Source organism: Escherichia sp. KTE159 (assembly GCF_000408805.1).
In the GTDB taxonomy this organism is placed as follows: Bacteria; Pseudomonadota; Gammaproteobacteria; order Enterobacterales; family Enterobacteriaceae; genus Escherichia; species Escherichia marmotae.
In genome coordinates this window covers 884,576-899,938 of sequence record NZ_KE137292.1, presented here as the reverse complement: position 1 = coordinate 899,938, position 15,363 = coordinate 884,576, and the positions used below count along the sequence as shown (strand labels likewise).

The 15,363-nt window shown below is 51.6% G+C and carries 13 protein-coding genes and 1 tRNA gene; 4 read left to right on the top strand and 10 right to left on the bottom strand.

Annotation, left to right across the window (positions count from 1 at the left end; genetic code table 11):
- Complete coding sequence (ycdX, locus tag A31E_RS17290) at nt 1-738, bottom strand: zinc-binding phosphatase (RefSeq protein WP_000283676.1); 738 nt, start codon at nt 736-738, stop codon at nt 1-3.
- A 54-nt stretch (nt 739-792) separates the two neighbouring features.
- Nucleotides 793-1,731: a glyoxylate/hydroxypyruvate reductase GhrA gene (gene ghrA / locus A31E_RS17295; RefSeq protein ID WP_016248581.1), complete on the bottom strand. Its 939-nt coding sequence runs from the start codon at nt 1,729-1,731 to the stop codon at nt 793-795.
- A 232-nt stretch (nt 1,732-1,963) separates the two neighbouring features.
- Here ghrA and A31E_RS17300 point away from each other — a divergent pair.
- Nucleotides 1,964-2,051 (top strand) — tRNA-Ser (locus tag A31E_RS17300).
- Nucleotides 2,052-2,328: 277 nt separating this feature from the next.
- On the opposite strand, the gene phoH is transcribed toward A31E_RS17300, so the two are convergent.
- The 6 genes from phoH to A31E_RS0122295 all read right to left on the bottom strand — a co-directional run bounded on the left by phoH (nt 2,329) and on the right by A31E_RS0122295 (nt 9,053).
- Nucleotides 2,329-3,117 (bottom strand): phosphate starvation-inducible protein PhoH, encoded by a 789-nt coding sequence (phoH, locus tag A31E_RS17305; protein ID WP_000533531.1) that lies wholly within the window; start codon nt 3,115-3,117, stop codon nt 2,329-2,331.
- Nucleotides 3,118-3,677: 560 nt separating this feature from the next.
- Nucleotides 3,678-4,949 (bottom strand): iron uptake transporter deferrochelatase/peroxidase subunit, encoded by a 1,272-nt coding sequence (gene efeB, locus A31E_RS17310; protein WP_016248580.1) that lies wholly within the window; start codon nt 4,947-4,949, stop codon nt 3,678-3,680.
- A gap of 5 nt (nt 4,950-4,954) precedes the next feature.
- The gene (gene efeO, locus A31E_RS17315) at nt 4,955-6,082 is read right to left on the bottom strand and encodes an iron uptake system protein EfeO (protein ID WP_016248579.1); all 1,128 of its coding nucleotides are present in this window, start codon (nt 6,080-6,082) and stop codon (nt 4,955-4,957) included.
- Between the two features lie 57 nt (nt 6,083-6,139).
- Entirely contained in the window at nt 6,140-6,970 is an 831-nt protein-coding gene (gene efeU, locus A31E_RS17320; RefSeq protein WP_000497945.1) for an iron uptake transporter permease EfeU, read from the bottom strand.
- A gap of 210 nt (nt 6,971-7,180) precedes the next feature.
- Complete coding sequence (gene putP / locus A31E_RS17325; RefSeq protein ID WP_001018482.1) at nt 7,181-8,689, bottom strand: sodium/proline symporter PutP; 1,509 nt, start codon at nt 8,687-8,689, stop codon at nt 7,181-7,183.
- A gap of 160 nt (nt 8,690-8,849) precedes the next feature.
- Nucleotides 8,850-9,053, bottom strand: a complete 204-nt coding sequence (locus A31E_RS0122295) for a hypothetical protein (protein ID WP_000939659.1) — start codon at nt 9,051-9,053, stop codon at nt 8,850-8,852.
- 57 nt (nt 9,054-9,110) lie between these two features.
- Between A31E_RS0122295 and putA the strand changes: the two genes are divergently transcribed.
- A complete protein-coding gene (gene putA / locus A31E_RS17330) occupies nt 9,111-13,073 on the top strand; it encodes a trifunctional transcriptional regulator/proline dehydrogenase/L-glutamate gamma-semialdehyde dehydrogenase (protein WP_010377195.1) in 3,963 nt (1,320 codons plus the stop codon).
- Nucleotides 13,074-13,112: 39 nt separating this feature from the next.
- Here the strand turns inward: putA and rutR are convergent, their stop codons facing one another.
- A complete protein-coding gene (rutR, locus tag A31E_RS17335; RefSeq protein ID WP_000191701.1) occupies nt 13,113-13,751 on the bottom strand; it encodes an HTH-type transcriptional regulator RutR in 639 nt (212 codons plus the stop codon).
- Between the two features lie 212 nt (nt 13,752-13,963).
- Nucleotides 13,964-14,137 (bottom strand): con-10 family general stress protein, encoded by a 174-nt coding sequence (locus A31E_RS17340; protein WP_001273657.1) that lies wholly within the window; start codon nt 14,135-14,137, stop codon nt 13,964-13,966.
- Between the two features lie 361 nt (nt 14,138-14,498).
- On the opposite strand from A31E_RS17340, the gene wrbA reads away from it, so the two are divergent.
- Together wrbA and A31E_RS17350 are read left to right on the top strand one after the other, a co-directional pair.
- Nucleotides 14,499-15,095: an NAD(P)H:quinone oxidoreductase gene (gene wrbA, locus A31E_RS17345; protein WP_001151439.1), complete on the top strand. Its 597-nt coding sequence runs from the start codon at nt 14,499-14,501 to the stop codon at nt 15,093-15,095.
- 20 nt (nt 15,096-15,115) lie between these two features.
- The gene (locus A31E_RS17350) at nt 15,116-15,343 is read left to right on the top strand and encodes a YccJ family protein (RefSeq protein WP_001143120.1); all 228 of its coding nucleotides are present in this window, start codon (nt 15,116-15,118) and stop codon (nt 15,341-15,343) included.
- Nucleotides 15,344-15,363: the final 20 nt, after the last annotated feature.

The window sequence follows — 15,363 nt, the reverse complement described above, 5'->3', positions numbered from 1 at the left end:
TTAAAGATCAGCAAATTCTGCAATTGGTGCCATACCGCGAGATTCAAGGAAGTTCAGTAAGCGGCGCGGTGAAACATTCAGAATACGCTCTTGCGGAAAATCAACCGCGTCGAGGATTTTACGACACTCTGCAAAGTCCCCCATGGTAAACGCGGTGTGAGAATCCGATCCTAACGCGACCCAGCCTCCGGCATCGCGCACCGCCGCAGCCACTGCACGGCAGTTTTCTTCACTGCCCTTACGCGAATGTAAGAATGAGGAATTATTAATTTCCAGCGCCACCTGATATTTAGCCGCTGCTTCGGCAACAGCGTTAAAATCTATGGAATATTTGGGGTTCCCCGGATGGCTTATAATATGCACATTACCACTGGCAATAGTCGCGATCATCGCTTGCGTGTTGGTGGCTTTATCATGTGGTGCAAAAACTGGTTCATGAAAACCAGCAATGATCAAATCCAGCGACTCAAACATTTTGCCGCTGCAGTCAATTTCACCATCAACGTTTTTGATGTTGGCTTCGATTCCACGCAGGATCCCTACCCCATCGACCACTCGCGGCCAGATACGCATATTAATGAAGTGCCAATGGTGCGGTGCATCTTCCATATCCGGGCCATGATCGGTGATCGCAAAAAGTTTAATGCCCTTCTGTTTGGCCTGGGCAATGTAATCACTTAATGTGCTATATGCATGCGTACTGGCAACGGTATGCATATGAAGGTCGACGGGATACATAACTCTCTCCTGTATTCAATTACCGCCAAGGATAGCAGGAATCCGGAAGCTTTATTAGTAGCCTCGAGCGCGATCGACCTGCCCGCTAGCAGTCTCCCCTCGTTCAAGTTGCGTAATGGTGCGTGCAATATACTCCACCGCTTCAGCAGGTCGGGTAATGGCTGCAACATGTGGTGTTATTGTCACACGTGGATGTTGCCAGAGCCGACTTTCCGACGGTAAGGGTTCACGATTAAAAACATCCAGCATCGCCGCTTTAACCTTACCGCTATCCAGCGCCGCGAGCAGGTCATCTTCTACTACATGAACGCCACGCGCCAGATTCAGGAGATACGCGCCATCCGGTAATTTTTCTAATAATTGTTGATTAATAATGCCGGCCGTTTCGGGGGTATTCGGTAGAAGATTAATCAATACGCGGCATTGGCTCAGAAATGCGTGCAACTCTTCGCTTCCGGCAAAGCTTTGAACACCAGACCAGGATTTACGAGTGCGACTCCAACAACGCAATGGAAAGCGCCAGGTTCGCAAACTCTGTGCGACTTTACTGCCCAATACACCAGCCCCCAGAATGCCGATAGTAAAATCTTCCCGGTGATATTCAGGCAGTGGTTGCCAAAGCGAAGCATTTTGTTGCTCGCGATAATCGTCAAAGCGCCGAAACCAGTGCAACACCTGGCTCACTGCGTACTCCTGCATTTGCTCGCCCATACCGGTATCTTCCAGGCGAAAAAGCGGAATAGACGGTTTCAGCATTTCAGGGTGTGTCTGTAATTTACTCAAAATCGAATCAACACCAGCACCCAACGCGAACACTGCCTTAAGGTCACGCCCTGCCAGCATCCCGACCGGAGGATGCCAGACCAAAGCATAATCCGCAGGATGATTATCGCCGGTTTCCCATGCTCTGACTCTTGCATGTGGAAGCGATTTCCCTAGCGCATCAATCCACCATTGGGTATCAAACGTTGGGTGATAAAAGATGATATCCATACTGACTCCCGAAAAATCTGAGCGAAATTTATTCGCACTTATCGTTATGATCTACAAAGACCACCAGCATAACAAATCAGCGGTCGGTGGCAAAAAAAGCAGATTTCGCTTATTAAAACTGCATATTGATTGAAGTTTGAATAAACGCGCGATTTTTTTAAAAAGTTTGTTGACCTCAGGCCATGATTTCCCTAAATTAGCGCCCGTTCCAGCAAGACAGGAACAACAATTTGGTGAGGTGTCCGAGTGGCTGAAGGAGCACGCCTGGAAAGTGTGTATACGGCAACGTATCGGGGGTTCGAATCCCCCCCTCACCGCCATATTTTAAGAAGAGCTCGTACGAAAGTACGGGCTTTTTTTTCGCATATCGCATACACCGGGGGGATGAGAAGCCCCGGCCGGGGTTCTCAGATTGTTGACACTGTGCGCTTTGTTCATGCCGGATGTGGCATGAACGTCTTATCCGCCCCACAAAATCTCGCAAATTCAATACATTGTGATTATCTTGTAGGTCTGATAAGCGTAGCGCATCAGGCATCTTACGTTTGTCATCAATCTCAAAGCCCGGCTCGCCCGGGCTTTGAACCAATAATACACTTAGCTGTAAGCATGTAGCGTTCGTTGGCAAAGTGCCGAACGTACGCAATCATCTTTGCCGAATCGGACAATCCCGATCATCTCATCTTCTTCAAAACGTTCCAGAGCGTCACTTAATCCGGATCGCACGCCGCGAGGTAAATCGCATTGCGTGATATCACCGTTGACGATAACCGTCACGTTTTCCCCGAGGCGGGTTAAAAACATTTTCATTTGCGCGGCAGTCACATTCTGCGCCTCGTCAAGAATGACAACTGCATTTTCAAAGGTACGTCCACGCATGTAGGCGAACGGCGCGATTTCCACCTTCCCTATTTCCGGTCGCAGGCAATACTGCATAAAGGAAGCCCCCAGGCGCCGGACAAGCACGTCATAGACCGGGCGAAAATAAGGAGCAAACTTTTCTGCAATATCTCCAGGTAAGAAGCCAAGATCTTCATCGGCCTGCAATACTGGACGGGTGACGATAATCCTGTCGACATCCTTATGAATCAGAGCCTCTGCCGCTTTTGCAGCACTGATCCAGGTTTTGCCGCACCCGGCTTCGCCAGTGGCAAATATAAGCTGCTTACTCTCAATAGCCTTCAGATAGTGCAATTGCGCTTCATTTCGCGCGGCGATTGGCGAAGTATCACGACTGTCGCGAGCCATGCCAATGGCTTCTACGCCGCTCATCTGCACAAGCGAGGTGACCGATTCTTCTTCACGCTGTTTATGGCTACGCGAATCCCGTCTCAGCACACGTTTTGCCTCGCGACGAGCTTTGATCACTGCTTTTTGTCTTCCCATGGAGAGCACCTTGAGTTGTTTGTATTCATCACACGCGCCGTTGGCAGCGCGATTATGCGCACGAACATCAGAGGGTTGGCTTCCTTGTAAGCCATAGTTTGCTTTTGGAAATAACACCGAAAACGGCTACGCGCACCGTTAAAGGCGTCGGTAACACGAATAAAGAAAGGAAGTGGATGAGAATGTAGAGTGACGCAGTTGCTACCGGAGGAGAAGTCTCCGCGTTTGGTCGAGCGTTGATTGTCAAAAACATGTCCAGTACAGGACGTTACCATCCGCGATCTCCATAGTGACTGACTATCACTGCCGGGAACTACCGCTGTTACATAATAAGTACAACAGATCTCTTATTCATTGCAACAATATATTTACTTATATTTAACTATAAACCACCATTTTGATGACATTAGCTTGTATCGCAAAGATGACAGTGTGATGACAAAAACGAGCAATTTGGGTCGATATTAGTGTGCTCTGTACCCTAACCGTAGGCATGATAAGACGCGCAAGCGTCGCATCAGGCATCAGAGCACGAACACCAGATGCGGCGTAAACAAACATTAAACCCGCAATAACGCGCTTCCCAGGTAATCGTTCGCATCCTTCACCCCCGGCAGCGCAAAAAAATACCCCCCGCCGATGGGTTTGACATATTCCTCCAGAGCCTCACCATTCAGCCTTTTTTGAACTGTCAGGAAGCCTTTTTCCAGATCGTGTTGGTAGCAGACAAACAAAAGCCCCATATCAAGTTGCCCGGAGTTGGTGACACCCAACGAATAACTGTAGCCGCGACGCAGCATCAGGCTGGACTCACTCTCTGGCGTGCGGGGATTCGCCAGCCGGATATGGCTGTCCAGCGCAATCACCTTCCCTTCAGGGTCACTGGCGTAATCCGGTACATCATGCTCATGCTGCATACCCAGCGGTGCACCGGTTTGTTTATCTCGACCAAAAATCGTCTGCTGCTCTTTCAGTGGTGTTCTGTCCCAAAACTCCACCCGAAACTGAATTAAACGCACGGCCTGGTAGCTGCCACCAATAGTCCAGGCTGGCTCCTGCTGATCTGCCGTTACCCACACCACTTTTTGCATCAGTTTCGTATTCTGGCTGTCGGGATTGGCGGTGCCATCTTTGAAGCCCAGCAAATTAATCGGCGTCTCTTTGCCTTTGCTACGCGCCGCATGATCGGAAATAAACCCTTCCCGTTTCCAGCGAACGCTGAGTAAATCTGGCGTGTGTTTAATGATATCGCGCAGCGCATGGATCACCGTGTCCTGGGTGTTAGCGCAAATCTGCAACAGCACATCACCATGACACAATGCTGCATCCAGCGAGTCGTTAGGGAAACGCGTCATCTTCTGCAACTTTTTCGGCATCTGCGACGCAAGGCCAAACCGCTCATCAAACAACGAATGCCCCACAGACAGTGTAATAGTGAGATTATCAGGCGCAATGTATCCGCCGAGAATGCCGGAATCGAGTGGCGGCAAGCGAGGATTGGGCGTTTCTGGTGCCACTCCGCCCTGAGTCAGAAAAGCAAACCGCTGAGTCAGCAAACGAAACAGCCGCTCAAGATCGGCTTTATCGCTGGCCAGCACATCAAACGCCACCAGCATCATTGCAGCTTGCTGTGGTGTCAGAATGCCCGCCTGATGCTCACCATAAAAAGGTTGTTTCTCATTGCGCGCTTCTGGCGAAAGCGTACCCGGCGCACTTTGCACTTTTTGCGCATGAGCGACCGGGCAACTCCCTGCCAGCGCCAGCGCGCCAATCCCTTTCAGTAAACGTCGGCGTGACGGTTCATTCACGCCGTTTTCATTTTTGTACTGCATAACGCTTAATCCAGTCCCAGCACACCGCGAAGTTGCGCCAGATCTTCTGCCAGCGCAGTAATCGGCCCTTTCAGCGCGTTACGGTCGGCATCGGTCAGCTTATCGTAGGTTTCAAAACCGTCTTTAGTTCGATATTTCGCCAGAATGGTATCGACTTTTTTGAAGTTGGCGTCAACTTTCGCCAGCAGTTCTGGATTAGCTTTTTGTAATTGTGGACGCAGCAGATCGACAATTTTCTGAGAGCCTTCAATGTTTGCCTGGAAGTCCCACAGATCGGTATGGCTGTAGCGATCTTCTTCACCACTGATTTTGCTGGCTGCCACTTCTTCGATCAGCCCGGCTGCGCCACCAACGACTTTTGATGGCGGGAAAGCCAGTTCACTGATACGTTTTTGCAAATCGACCACATCGGTATAAAGCTGGTCAGCGTACTTATCCATCCCTTTGGTGGTGTTGTCGCCAAACAGCGCTTTTTCCAGACGGTGGAAACCGGTGAATTTCGGGTCAGCCGCTTTTTGTTCGTAATCATCCTCACGCGCGTCAATGCTGCCATCCAGATCAGAGAACAGTTCAGCGATTGGTTCAATGCGCTCATAGTGCTGGCGCGTCGGGGCATACAGTGCTTTGGCTTTTTCGATATCACCTGCTTTGATGGCGTCGGTAAAGGCTTTGGTATCGGTAACCAGTTGCGCGGTTTCCGCCATGACATACGCTTTATATTCGGTAATTGCACCGCCAAGACTTAACAGCGCATCGCTTTGCGCCGCATCCGCCGTCGCCTCGCCTTTGACGATCAACTTCCCTTTCGGGTTAGTCAGCAGACCGCAGGTCATATCGTATTCACCTGGCTGTAAATTCGCCGTCATTTTCTGGCTAAAACCAGGGGCGATATTTTCCCGCTCTTCCACCACCATCACACCTTTGAGGATCTCCCACTCCAGTGCCTTCTGGCTGTGATTCTGAATAATGAACTGCGTTTTACCGGCGTTGACCGTAATGGTCATCGGTTCGCACTGTTTATCCGTCACAGTCACTTTGACCTGCGGAACATCAGCAGCGTTAGCCATAAAAGCGGTGGAGAAAAGCGCAGCCACGCTCAGGTACAGTGCGCTACGGCGGAAGTTAATGGTCATGACGAGACTATCCCTTTAAAGTATGTTGTAACTAAGTAAGAGTTTGCGTCGTATTCGTTACACGGAGCGAGACGCTGTCGTACCGGTACGTGGCGGCAGAGCAAACGCCACCAGCGCCGGGATGAGATAAATAAACCAGACGGCCACTTCGCTGACGCTGGGCGCTTCCTGATAACCAAAAATACCTTCCATCAGCGTACCGAACAGAGAGTGAGTTGAGAGCACCGCGCTCATATCGAAGGCGATTTCCTGGAAGTGGTTCCACAGTCCGGCTTCATGAAATGCGCGAATGGCACCAGCGGCCAGCCCTGCGGCGACGAAGAGGATAAACAGGCTCGTCCATTTGAAAAATGCGCCAAGGTTCAGGCGAATCCCCCCCCAGTAGAGCAAGAAACCGAGCACTACGGCAGTAGCGAGACCAAGCATTGCGCCCAGCGGCGGCCAAATCCCGACATCCTGTTGAAATGCCGCCAGCAAGAAAAAGACCGACTCCAGCCCTTCCCTTGCAACGGCAAAAAAGACCATCATCACCAGCGCCCAGCCGTGATGGTTTCCGCGCTGCAATGCGCTATCGACCGCCTGTTCCAGTTGCACTTTGACGTTGCGCGACACTTTGCGCATCCAGAAAACCATCCAGGTGAGGATCACCACGGCAATCACCGCCACGATACCTTCAAACAGTTCTTGTTCTTTTTGTGGGAATTCGCCGGTGGTTTCATTAATGAAGATGCCCAGTCCCAGGCACAACGCGGCGGCAAGCAACACGCCAATCCACATCACACCAATCCATCGGCCCCGCTGGGTACGCTTAAGATAGCTGGCAATCAAACTAACAATCAGCGCGGCTTCAAGTCCTTCGCGCAACATAATGAGAAACGGAACAAACATGCCACCCACCCTTAAACGTTTTTCTGAGTCAATCTATGCAAAGAAAAGTAAATCGCAGTGATAGCGATTATCATTACGGCGAAGGAAAACACAAGCGAAATGTAGTGATAATGATGATGAAATGTAAAAATACTTTGAAAGAAAACACAGAGGGCAATCACTGATTGCCCTCTGCCTGCTGCCTGTTATGTTTCGGTAAAACGCCTTCCCTTAGCTTTCCTGCAACCGTGACGGTGGCGCCGAATGATAATGCGCATCCGCTTCAGCAAAACGTTTTTGCATCGCCGCTGACGGTGCTTTACCCAGCAAACTGAACACCACAATCCCAATGCTGCCGAAGATAAAGCCCGGAATAATTTCGTACAGCCCCAGCCAGCCGAACTGTTTCCAGACGATAACCGTAAGCGCGCCAATAATCATCCCCGCCAGCGCACCGTTGCGCGTCATGCGTGACCACATTACCGAGAACAGCACGACCGGACCAAACGCCGCACCAAAACCTGCCCACGCGTAGCTCACCAGACCCAGCACGCGGTTTTCCGGGTTTGCCGCCAACGCAATGGCCACCAGCGCCACCACCAGCACCATCACGCGCCCAACCCACACCAGTTCTTTCTGGCTGGCATGTTTACGCAGAAACGCTTTGTACAGATCTTCGGTAATCGCACTGGAACATACCAGCAACTGACAGCTTAATGTTGACATCACCGCTGCCAGAATCGCTGACAACAGAATTCCGGCAATCCACGGATTAAACAGAATTTGCGCCAGTTCGATAAATACGCGTTCAGCATTCTGGTTTACCGCACCCGCTACCGCCGGATGATCATTAAAGTAAGCAATACCAAAGAAGCCGACAGCCACCGCTCCGGCCAGGCAGAGGATCATCCAGGTCATGCTGATACGACGCGCATGGACGATGCTATGGTGGGAATCCGCTGCCATAAAACGCGCCAGAATATGCGGCTGCCCGAAGTAGCCCAGCCCCCACCCCATCAGCGAGATAATGGCGACAAAGTTCAGGCCTTTGAGCATATCAACGTTTTCAATGCTCTTTTGTTTGATCACTTCCAGCGAGTCACCAAAACCACCGACGCTGATAATCACGATCACCGGAGTGAGGATCAGCGCAAAAATCATCAGGCTGGCCTGCACGGTATCGGTCCAGCTCACCGCGAGGAAACCGCCAATAAAGGTATAAAGGATGGTCGCCGCCGCACCTGCCCACAGAGCCGTTTCGTAACTCATGCCGAAGGTGCTTTCAAACAGACGTGCGCCAGCCACAATGCCCGAAGCACAATAAATAGTGAAAAACAGTAAAATAACCAGCGCGGAGATAATACGCAAAATACGGCTTTTATCTTCAAAGCGCCCGGTGAAATAGTCCGGCAGAGTTAAGGCGTTATTGTTGTATTCGGTATGAACACGCAACCGCCCGGCCACCAGTTTCCAGTTGATCCACGCGCCTAATGTCAGGCCAATGGCGATCCAGCTTTCTGAAATCCCGGAAAGAAATACCGCGCCCGGCAACCCCATTAATAACCAGCCGCTCATATCCGACGCACCCGCCGATAATGCCGTTACAAATGGGCCAAGACTGCGGCCACCCAAAATATAATCGTCAAAGTTTTTGGTTGATCGCCAGGCGATAAACCCAATCAATATCATGCCAAAGATATAGACACAAAACGTCACCAACATCGGTGTGCTAATAGCCATCTAAAGTCTCCAAAAAAATATTATCGGCAATGTCGAAACTTGCCGTTATATCTGCCACCGGAACGGGGTAACAGAGTTTATGTTTACCAGGGCGACCGTATCCTGCCGTAAGCGCTGGTTATTCACAATCGATTTAACACATCATTTACATCAATTTTTATTACCCAGCGATACTATTTTCCATCAGGTTGCACTCCCTCACATTTTTTGCGGTTGCACCTTTCAAAAATGTTAACTGCCGCAGAGAAAAAGTCTGCGTTACTTTTTTAATTCCTGTCATAACGATTACTTTTATTAACATTTCATTCATTTTTAAGCTTGCTACGCAGGTCACATTTAACGCAGTTGCACAAAGTTGCAACATAATGGATATTTCACGATAACGTTAAGTTGCACCTTTCAGAACAACAGGAGTAATGGCATGGGAACCACCACTATGGGGGTTAAGCTGGACGACGCGACGCGTGAGCGTATTAAGTCTGCCGCGACACGTATCGATCGCACACCACACTGGTTAATTAAGCAGGCGATTTTTTCTTATCTCGAACAACTTGAAAACAGCGATACCTTGCCGGAGCTACCTGCGCTGCTTTCTGGCGCGGCCAATGAGAGCGATGAAGCACCGAATCCGGCAGATGAACCACACCAGCCTTTCCTCGATTTTGCCGAGCAAATTTTGCCGCAGTCGGTTTCCCGCGCCGCCATCACCGCCGCGTATCGCCGCCCGGAAACAGAAGCTGTTTCCATGTTACTGGAACAAGCTCGTCTGCCACAGCCGGTTGCTGAACAGGCGCATAAACTGGCATATCAACTGGCGGATAAACTGCGTAACCAAAAAAACGCCAGTGGTCGCGCAGGCATGGTTCAGGGACTATTGCAGGAGTTTTCGCTGTCATCACAGGAAGGTGTAGCGCTGATGTGTCTGGCAGAAGCGTTACTGCGTATCCCCGATAAAGCCACCCGTGACGCCTTAATTCGCGACAAAATCAGCAATGGTAACTGGCAGTCACATATTGGTCGTAGCCCGTCGCTGTTTGTTAATGCCGCCACCTGGGGGCTACTTTTTACCGGTAAACTGGTTTCTACCCATAACGAAGCCAGCCTCTCCCGTTCGCTGAACCGCATTATCGGTAAGAGCGGTGAACCACTGATCCGCAAAGGTGTGGATATGGCGATGCGTCTGATGGGTGAACAGTTCGTCACCGGCGAAACCATCGCGGAGGCGTTAGCCAATGCCCGTAAGCTGGAAGAGAAAGGTTTCCGTTACTCATACGATATGCTGGGCGAAGCCGCGCTAACCGCAGCGGACGCGCAGGCGTATATGGTCTCTTATCAGCAGGCTATCCACGCGATTGGTAAAGCCTCTAACGGACGCGGTATCTACGAAGGCCCGGGGATCTCAATTAAGCTCTCCGCCCTACACCCGCGTTACAGCCGCGCGCAGTATGACCGCGTGATGGACGAACTTTACCCGCGCCTGAAATCCCTGACGCTGCTGGCACGCCAGTACGATATTGGTATTAACATCGATGCCGAAGAGGCCGATCGTCTGGAGATCTCCCTCGATCTGCTGGAAAAACTCTGTTTCGAGCCAGAACTGGCAGGCTGGAACGGCATCGGTTTTGTTATTCAGGCTTATCAGAAACGCTGCCCGATGGTAATTGATTACCTGATTGATCTGGCGACCCGTAGCCGTCGCCGCCTGATGATTCGTCTGGTGAAAGGCGCGTACTGGGACAGTGAAATCAAGCGAGCACAGATGGATGGCCTTGAAGGCTATCCGGTTTATACCCGCAAGGTGTACACCGATGTTTCTTATCTCGCCTGTGCGAAAAAGCTGCTGGCGGTGCCGAATTTAATCTACCCGCAGTTCGCGACACACAACGCCCACACGCTGGCGGCGATTTATCAACTGGCGGGACAGAACTACTATCCGGGTCAGTATGAGTTCCAGTGCCTGCATGGTATGGGCGAGCCGCTGTATGAGCAGGTCACCGGGAAAGTTGCCGACGGCAAACTTAACCGTCCGTGTCGTATTTATGCGCCGGTTGGCACACATGAGACGCTGCTGGCGTATCTGGTGCGTCGTCTGCTGGAAAACGGTGCTAACACCTCGTTCGTTAACCGCATTGCCGACACCTCTCTGCCACTGGATGAACTGGTTGCCGATCCGGTCGCTGCCGTAGAAAAAATAGCGCAGCAGGAAGGGCAAACCGGATTACCGCATCCGAAAATTCCCCTGCCGCGCGATCTCTACGGTCACGGGCGCGACAACTCGGCAGGGTTAGATCTCGCCAACGAACACCGTCTGGCGTCACTCTCCTCTGCTCTGCTCAACAGTGCGCTGCAAAAGTGGCAGGCCTTGCCAATGCTGGAACAACCGGTTGCGGCAGGCGAAATGTCGCCCGTTATCAACCCGGCGGAACCGAAAGATATTGTGGGCTATGTGCGTGAAGCCACGCCACGTGAAGTGGACCAGGCACTGGAAAATGCCGTCAACAATGCGCCTATCTGGTTTGCCACCCCTCCGGCTGAACGCGCAGCGATTTTGCATCGCGCTGCCGTGCTAATGGAAAGTCAGATGCAACAACTGATTGGTATTCTGGTGCGTGAAGCCGGAAAAACGTTCAGTAACGCCATTGCCGAAGTGCGTGAAGCCGTTGATTTTCTCCACTACTACGCCGGACAGGTACGTGATGATTTCGCTAACGAAACGCATCGTCCTTTAGGCCCCGTGGTATGTATCAGCCCGTGGAACTTCCCGCTGGCCATTTTCACCGGGCAAATTGCTGCCGCGCTGGCGGCAGGTAACAGCGTACTGGCAAAACCGGCGGAGCAAACGCCGCTGATTGCAGCGCAAGGGATCGCCATTTTGCTGGAAGCGGGTGTGCCGCCAGGCGTAGTACAATTGCTGCCAGGTCAGGGTGAAACCGTGGGCGCACAACTGACGGGGGATGATCGTGTGCGCGGGGTGATGTTCACCGGTTCAACCGAAGTCGCTACCTTGCTACAACGCAATATCGCCAGCCGTCTGGACGCTCAGGGTCGCCCTATTCCGCTTATCGCTGAAACCGGTGGGATGAACGCGATGATTGTCGATTCTTCAGCACTGACTGAACAAGTAGTAATAGATGTACTGGCCTCGGCGTTCGACAGCGCAGGCCAGCGTTGTTCGGCGCTACGCGTGCTGTGTTTGCAAGATGAGATTGCCGATCACACGTTGAAAATGCTGCGCGGCGCAATGGCCGAGTGCCGAATGGGCAATCCGGGTCGCCTGACCACCGATATCGGGCCGGTGATCGATAGCGAAGCGAAAGCGAATATTGAGCGTCATATTCAGACCATGCGCAGCAAAGGCCGTCCGGTGTTTCAGACAGTGCGGGAAAACAGTGAAGATGCCCGTGAATGGCAAAGCGGCACTTTTGTCGCGCCGACGCTGATCGAACTGGATAGCTTTGCTGAATTGCAAAAAGAAGTCTTTGGCCCGGTGCTACATGTAGTGCGCTACAACCGTAATCAATTACCGGAGCTGATCGAGCAGATTAACGCTTCCGGCTATGGCCTGACGCTCGGTGTCCATACGCGTATTGATGAAACTATCGCCCAGGTCACTGGCTCGGCACATGTCGGCAACCTTTATGTTAACCGTAATATGGTTGGCGCAGTAGTTGGTGTGCAGCCGTTCGGCGGCGAAGGGTTGTCCGGTACAGGCCCGAAAGCGGGTGGTCCGCTCTATCTCTACCGTCTGCTGGCGAATCGCCCGGAAAGTGCACTGGCGGTGACGCTCGCACGTCAGGATGCAGAGTATCCGGTTGATGCCCAACTGAAAGCAGCATTAATTCAGCCACTGAATGCGCTGCGGGAATGGGCATCAAACCGAACAGAATTGCAGGCGTTATGTACGCAATATGGCGAGCTGGCACAGGCAGGAACACAGCGATTACTGCCAGGACCGACGGGTGAACGTAATACCTGGACGCTGCTGCCGCGTGAGCGCGTGCTGTGTATTGCGGATGATGAACAGGATGCATTAACCCAGCTTGCCGCCGTGCTGGCTGTGGGCAGCCAGGTGCTGTGGCCGGATGACGCGCTGCATCGTCAGTTAGTGAAGGCATTGCCATCGGCAGTCAGCGAACGTATTCAACTGGCGAAAGCGGAAAATATTACCGCTCAACCGTTTGATGCGGTGATCTTCCACGGTGATTCGGATCAGCTTCGGGCGTTGTGTGAAGCGGTTGCCGCACGGGACGGTGCGATTGTTTCAGTGCAGGGGTTTGCCCGTGGCGAAAGCAATATCCTGCTGGAACGACTGTATATTGAACGCTCGCTGAGTGTGAATACCGCTGCCGCCGGAGGTAACGCCAGTTTGATGACGATCGGTTAAACAGGTAGCCGGAGGATGTCGCAACCTCCTCCGGCATCATTAACGTGGTCGGATCCCTTCAATAATGATCCGCTGCACGTTTTCAACCGTTTGATTGAAAAACACCTCATCGCGCAATGTCGCACCCGTTACCGCCTCCACCTGGGGAGCGAAATCAGCGTAATGTTGGGTGGAAGCCCAAATCATAAAAATCAGATGCTGCGGGTCAATCGGTGCGAGTTTGCCGCTTTTGACCCAACCGGCAATCAGCGCCGATTTCTCATCAATTAACGCCTTCAGGTCGCCGGTCAGTTCATCCATCAACAGCGGCGCGCCAGCCAGCATCTCCATACAGAACAGGCGCGAAGCCTGCGGATAATCACGGGAAACTTCCAGCTTCAGCCGGATGTACTCTTTGATCGCCGCCAGCGGAGCGAAATCTTCACGAAACGCCTTTAACGGTGCCAGCCAGATATCCAGAATTTGCCGCAGCACGGCAATATACAGTGCCTCTTTCGACGGGAAGTAATACAGCAGATTGGTTTTTGAAACGCCCGCCAACTCTGCAATTTGCTCCAGTCTTGTGCCGTGAAAACCGAATTGTGAAAAAGTGTCCAGTGCCGCGCTAAGAATCGCTTTTTTCTTCGCGCTCACTGCGCGCGAACGTTTACCCGTTGTTTTCACTGCACCTTGCGTCATGCACTCTCCCCTCTTGTCGATGGGCAACAGGATAGCAAAATCAGCACAATGCCTCGACCATCAACATTCGCAATATGAATGGAATAAGCGAGAAGGTATTAACGTGAGGATATAAAGGAGAACACCAGAACGAAAAAACCGCCGGGGTTTCCGGCGGTGGTGGCTAATGACGCGCGTCAGACAAAAACGCATTCGTCATTGATTAAGCCCGGCTATTTGTCGCTTTTGCCGTGACTGCTTTTACCACCTTTTTTTCCTGCTTCAGATGCGCGCTGCGGGTCATTTTTGAAATTCCCCCCGCTGTGCTGTCCACCTTTTTTACCTGCTTCTGATGCTCTTTCGCGGTCTTCTGCAAAATTGCCGGAACCGCCTCGATGGTTTGCCATTACTGACCTCCGTCATCATAGTGCCCAGGATTAACGCGGCGTATGGCGGATGCCATATTTTCGCTACGTGGGACTAAGCTTAGTGAACTGACGCGGGTAAGCCTGCGTTTGGTAATATCCTGCAACAGCTTCTTAGCGAGAATAGATATCATTTCTGATAATCAGCCATAAGCCGCTCTTATGATTAAAAAAACGCTATGAGATAAAAATGTATCATTTTGCGACAAAATTACAGGCTTGTGAAAGTTGTTATAAATCAAATAAGTGGTTGTGAAATTTGCACTCTGAAAAGGACGTCTTATCTTTAAATGAGTGGTAGCGAATCGCTACGGAATAGAGATAACACGAGGAGTGGTTAGAAATGGCTAAAGTTCTGGTGCTTTATTATTCCATGTACGGACATATTGAAACGATGGCGCGTGCAGTCGCAGAAGGCGCAAGCAAAGTCGATGGCGCAGAAGTTGTCGTTAAGCGTGTACCGGAAACCATGCAGCCGCAATTATTCGAAAAAGCAGGCGGTAAACCGCAAACTGCGCCCGTTGCAACCCCGCAAGAACTGGCCGATTACGACGCCATCATTTTTGGTACGCCGACCCGCTTTGGCAATATGTCAGGGCAGATGCGTACCTTCCTGGATCAGACTGGCGGCCTGTGGGCTTCCGGTGCGCTGTACGGCAAACTGGCGAGCGTCTTTAGCTCTACCGGAACTGGCGGCGGTCAGGAACAAACCATTACTTCCACCTGGACGACCCTTGCGCATCACGGCATGGTGATTGTCCCCATTGGCTACGCAGCGCAGGAATTATTTGACGTCTCGCAGGTTCGCGGCGGAACGCCTTACGGCGCTACCACCATTGCAGGCGGTGACGGTTCGCGCCAGCCCAGCCAGGAAGAGTTGTCTATCGCACGTTACCAGGGGGAATATGTTGCTGGTCTGGCAGTCAAACTTAATGGCTAATCTTCAACAGGAGGATACGCATGCCAACTCAAGAAGCGAAAGCCCATCACGTGGGTGAATGGGCATCTCTGCGCAATACGTCGCCGGAAATAGCCGAGGCCATTTTTGAAGTCGCCGGGTATGACGAAAAAATGGCGGAAAAAATTTGGGAAGAAGGTAGCGATGAAGTGTTAGTCAAAGCCTTTGCCAAAACCGATAAAGATTCGCTTTTTTGGGGCGAACAGACCATCGAACGTAAAAACGTTTAATCCGCAATTCCCCCGCTTCT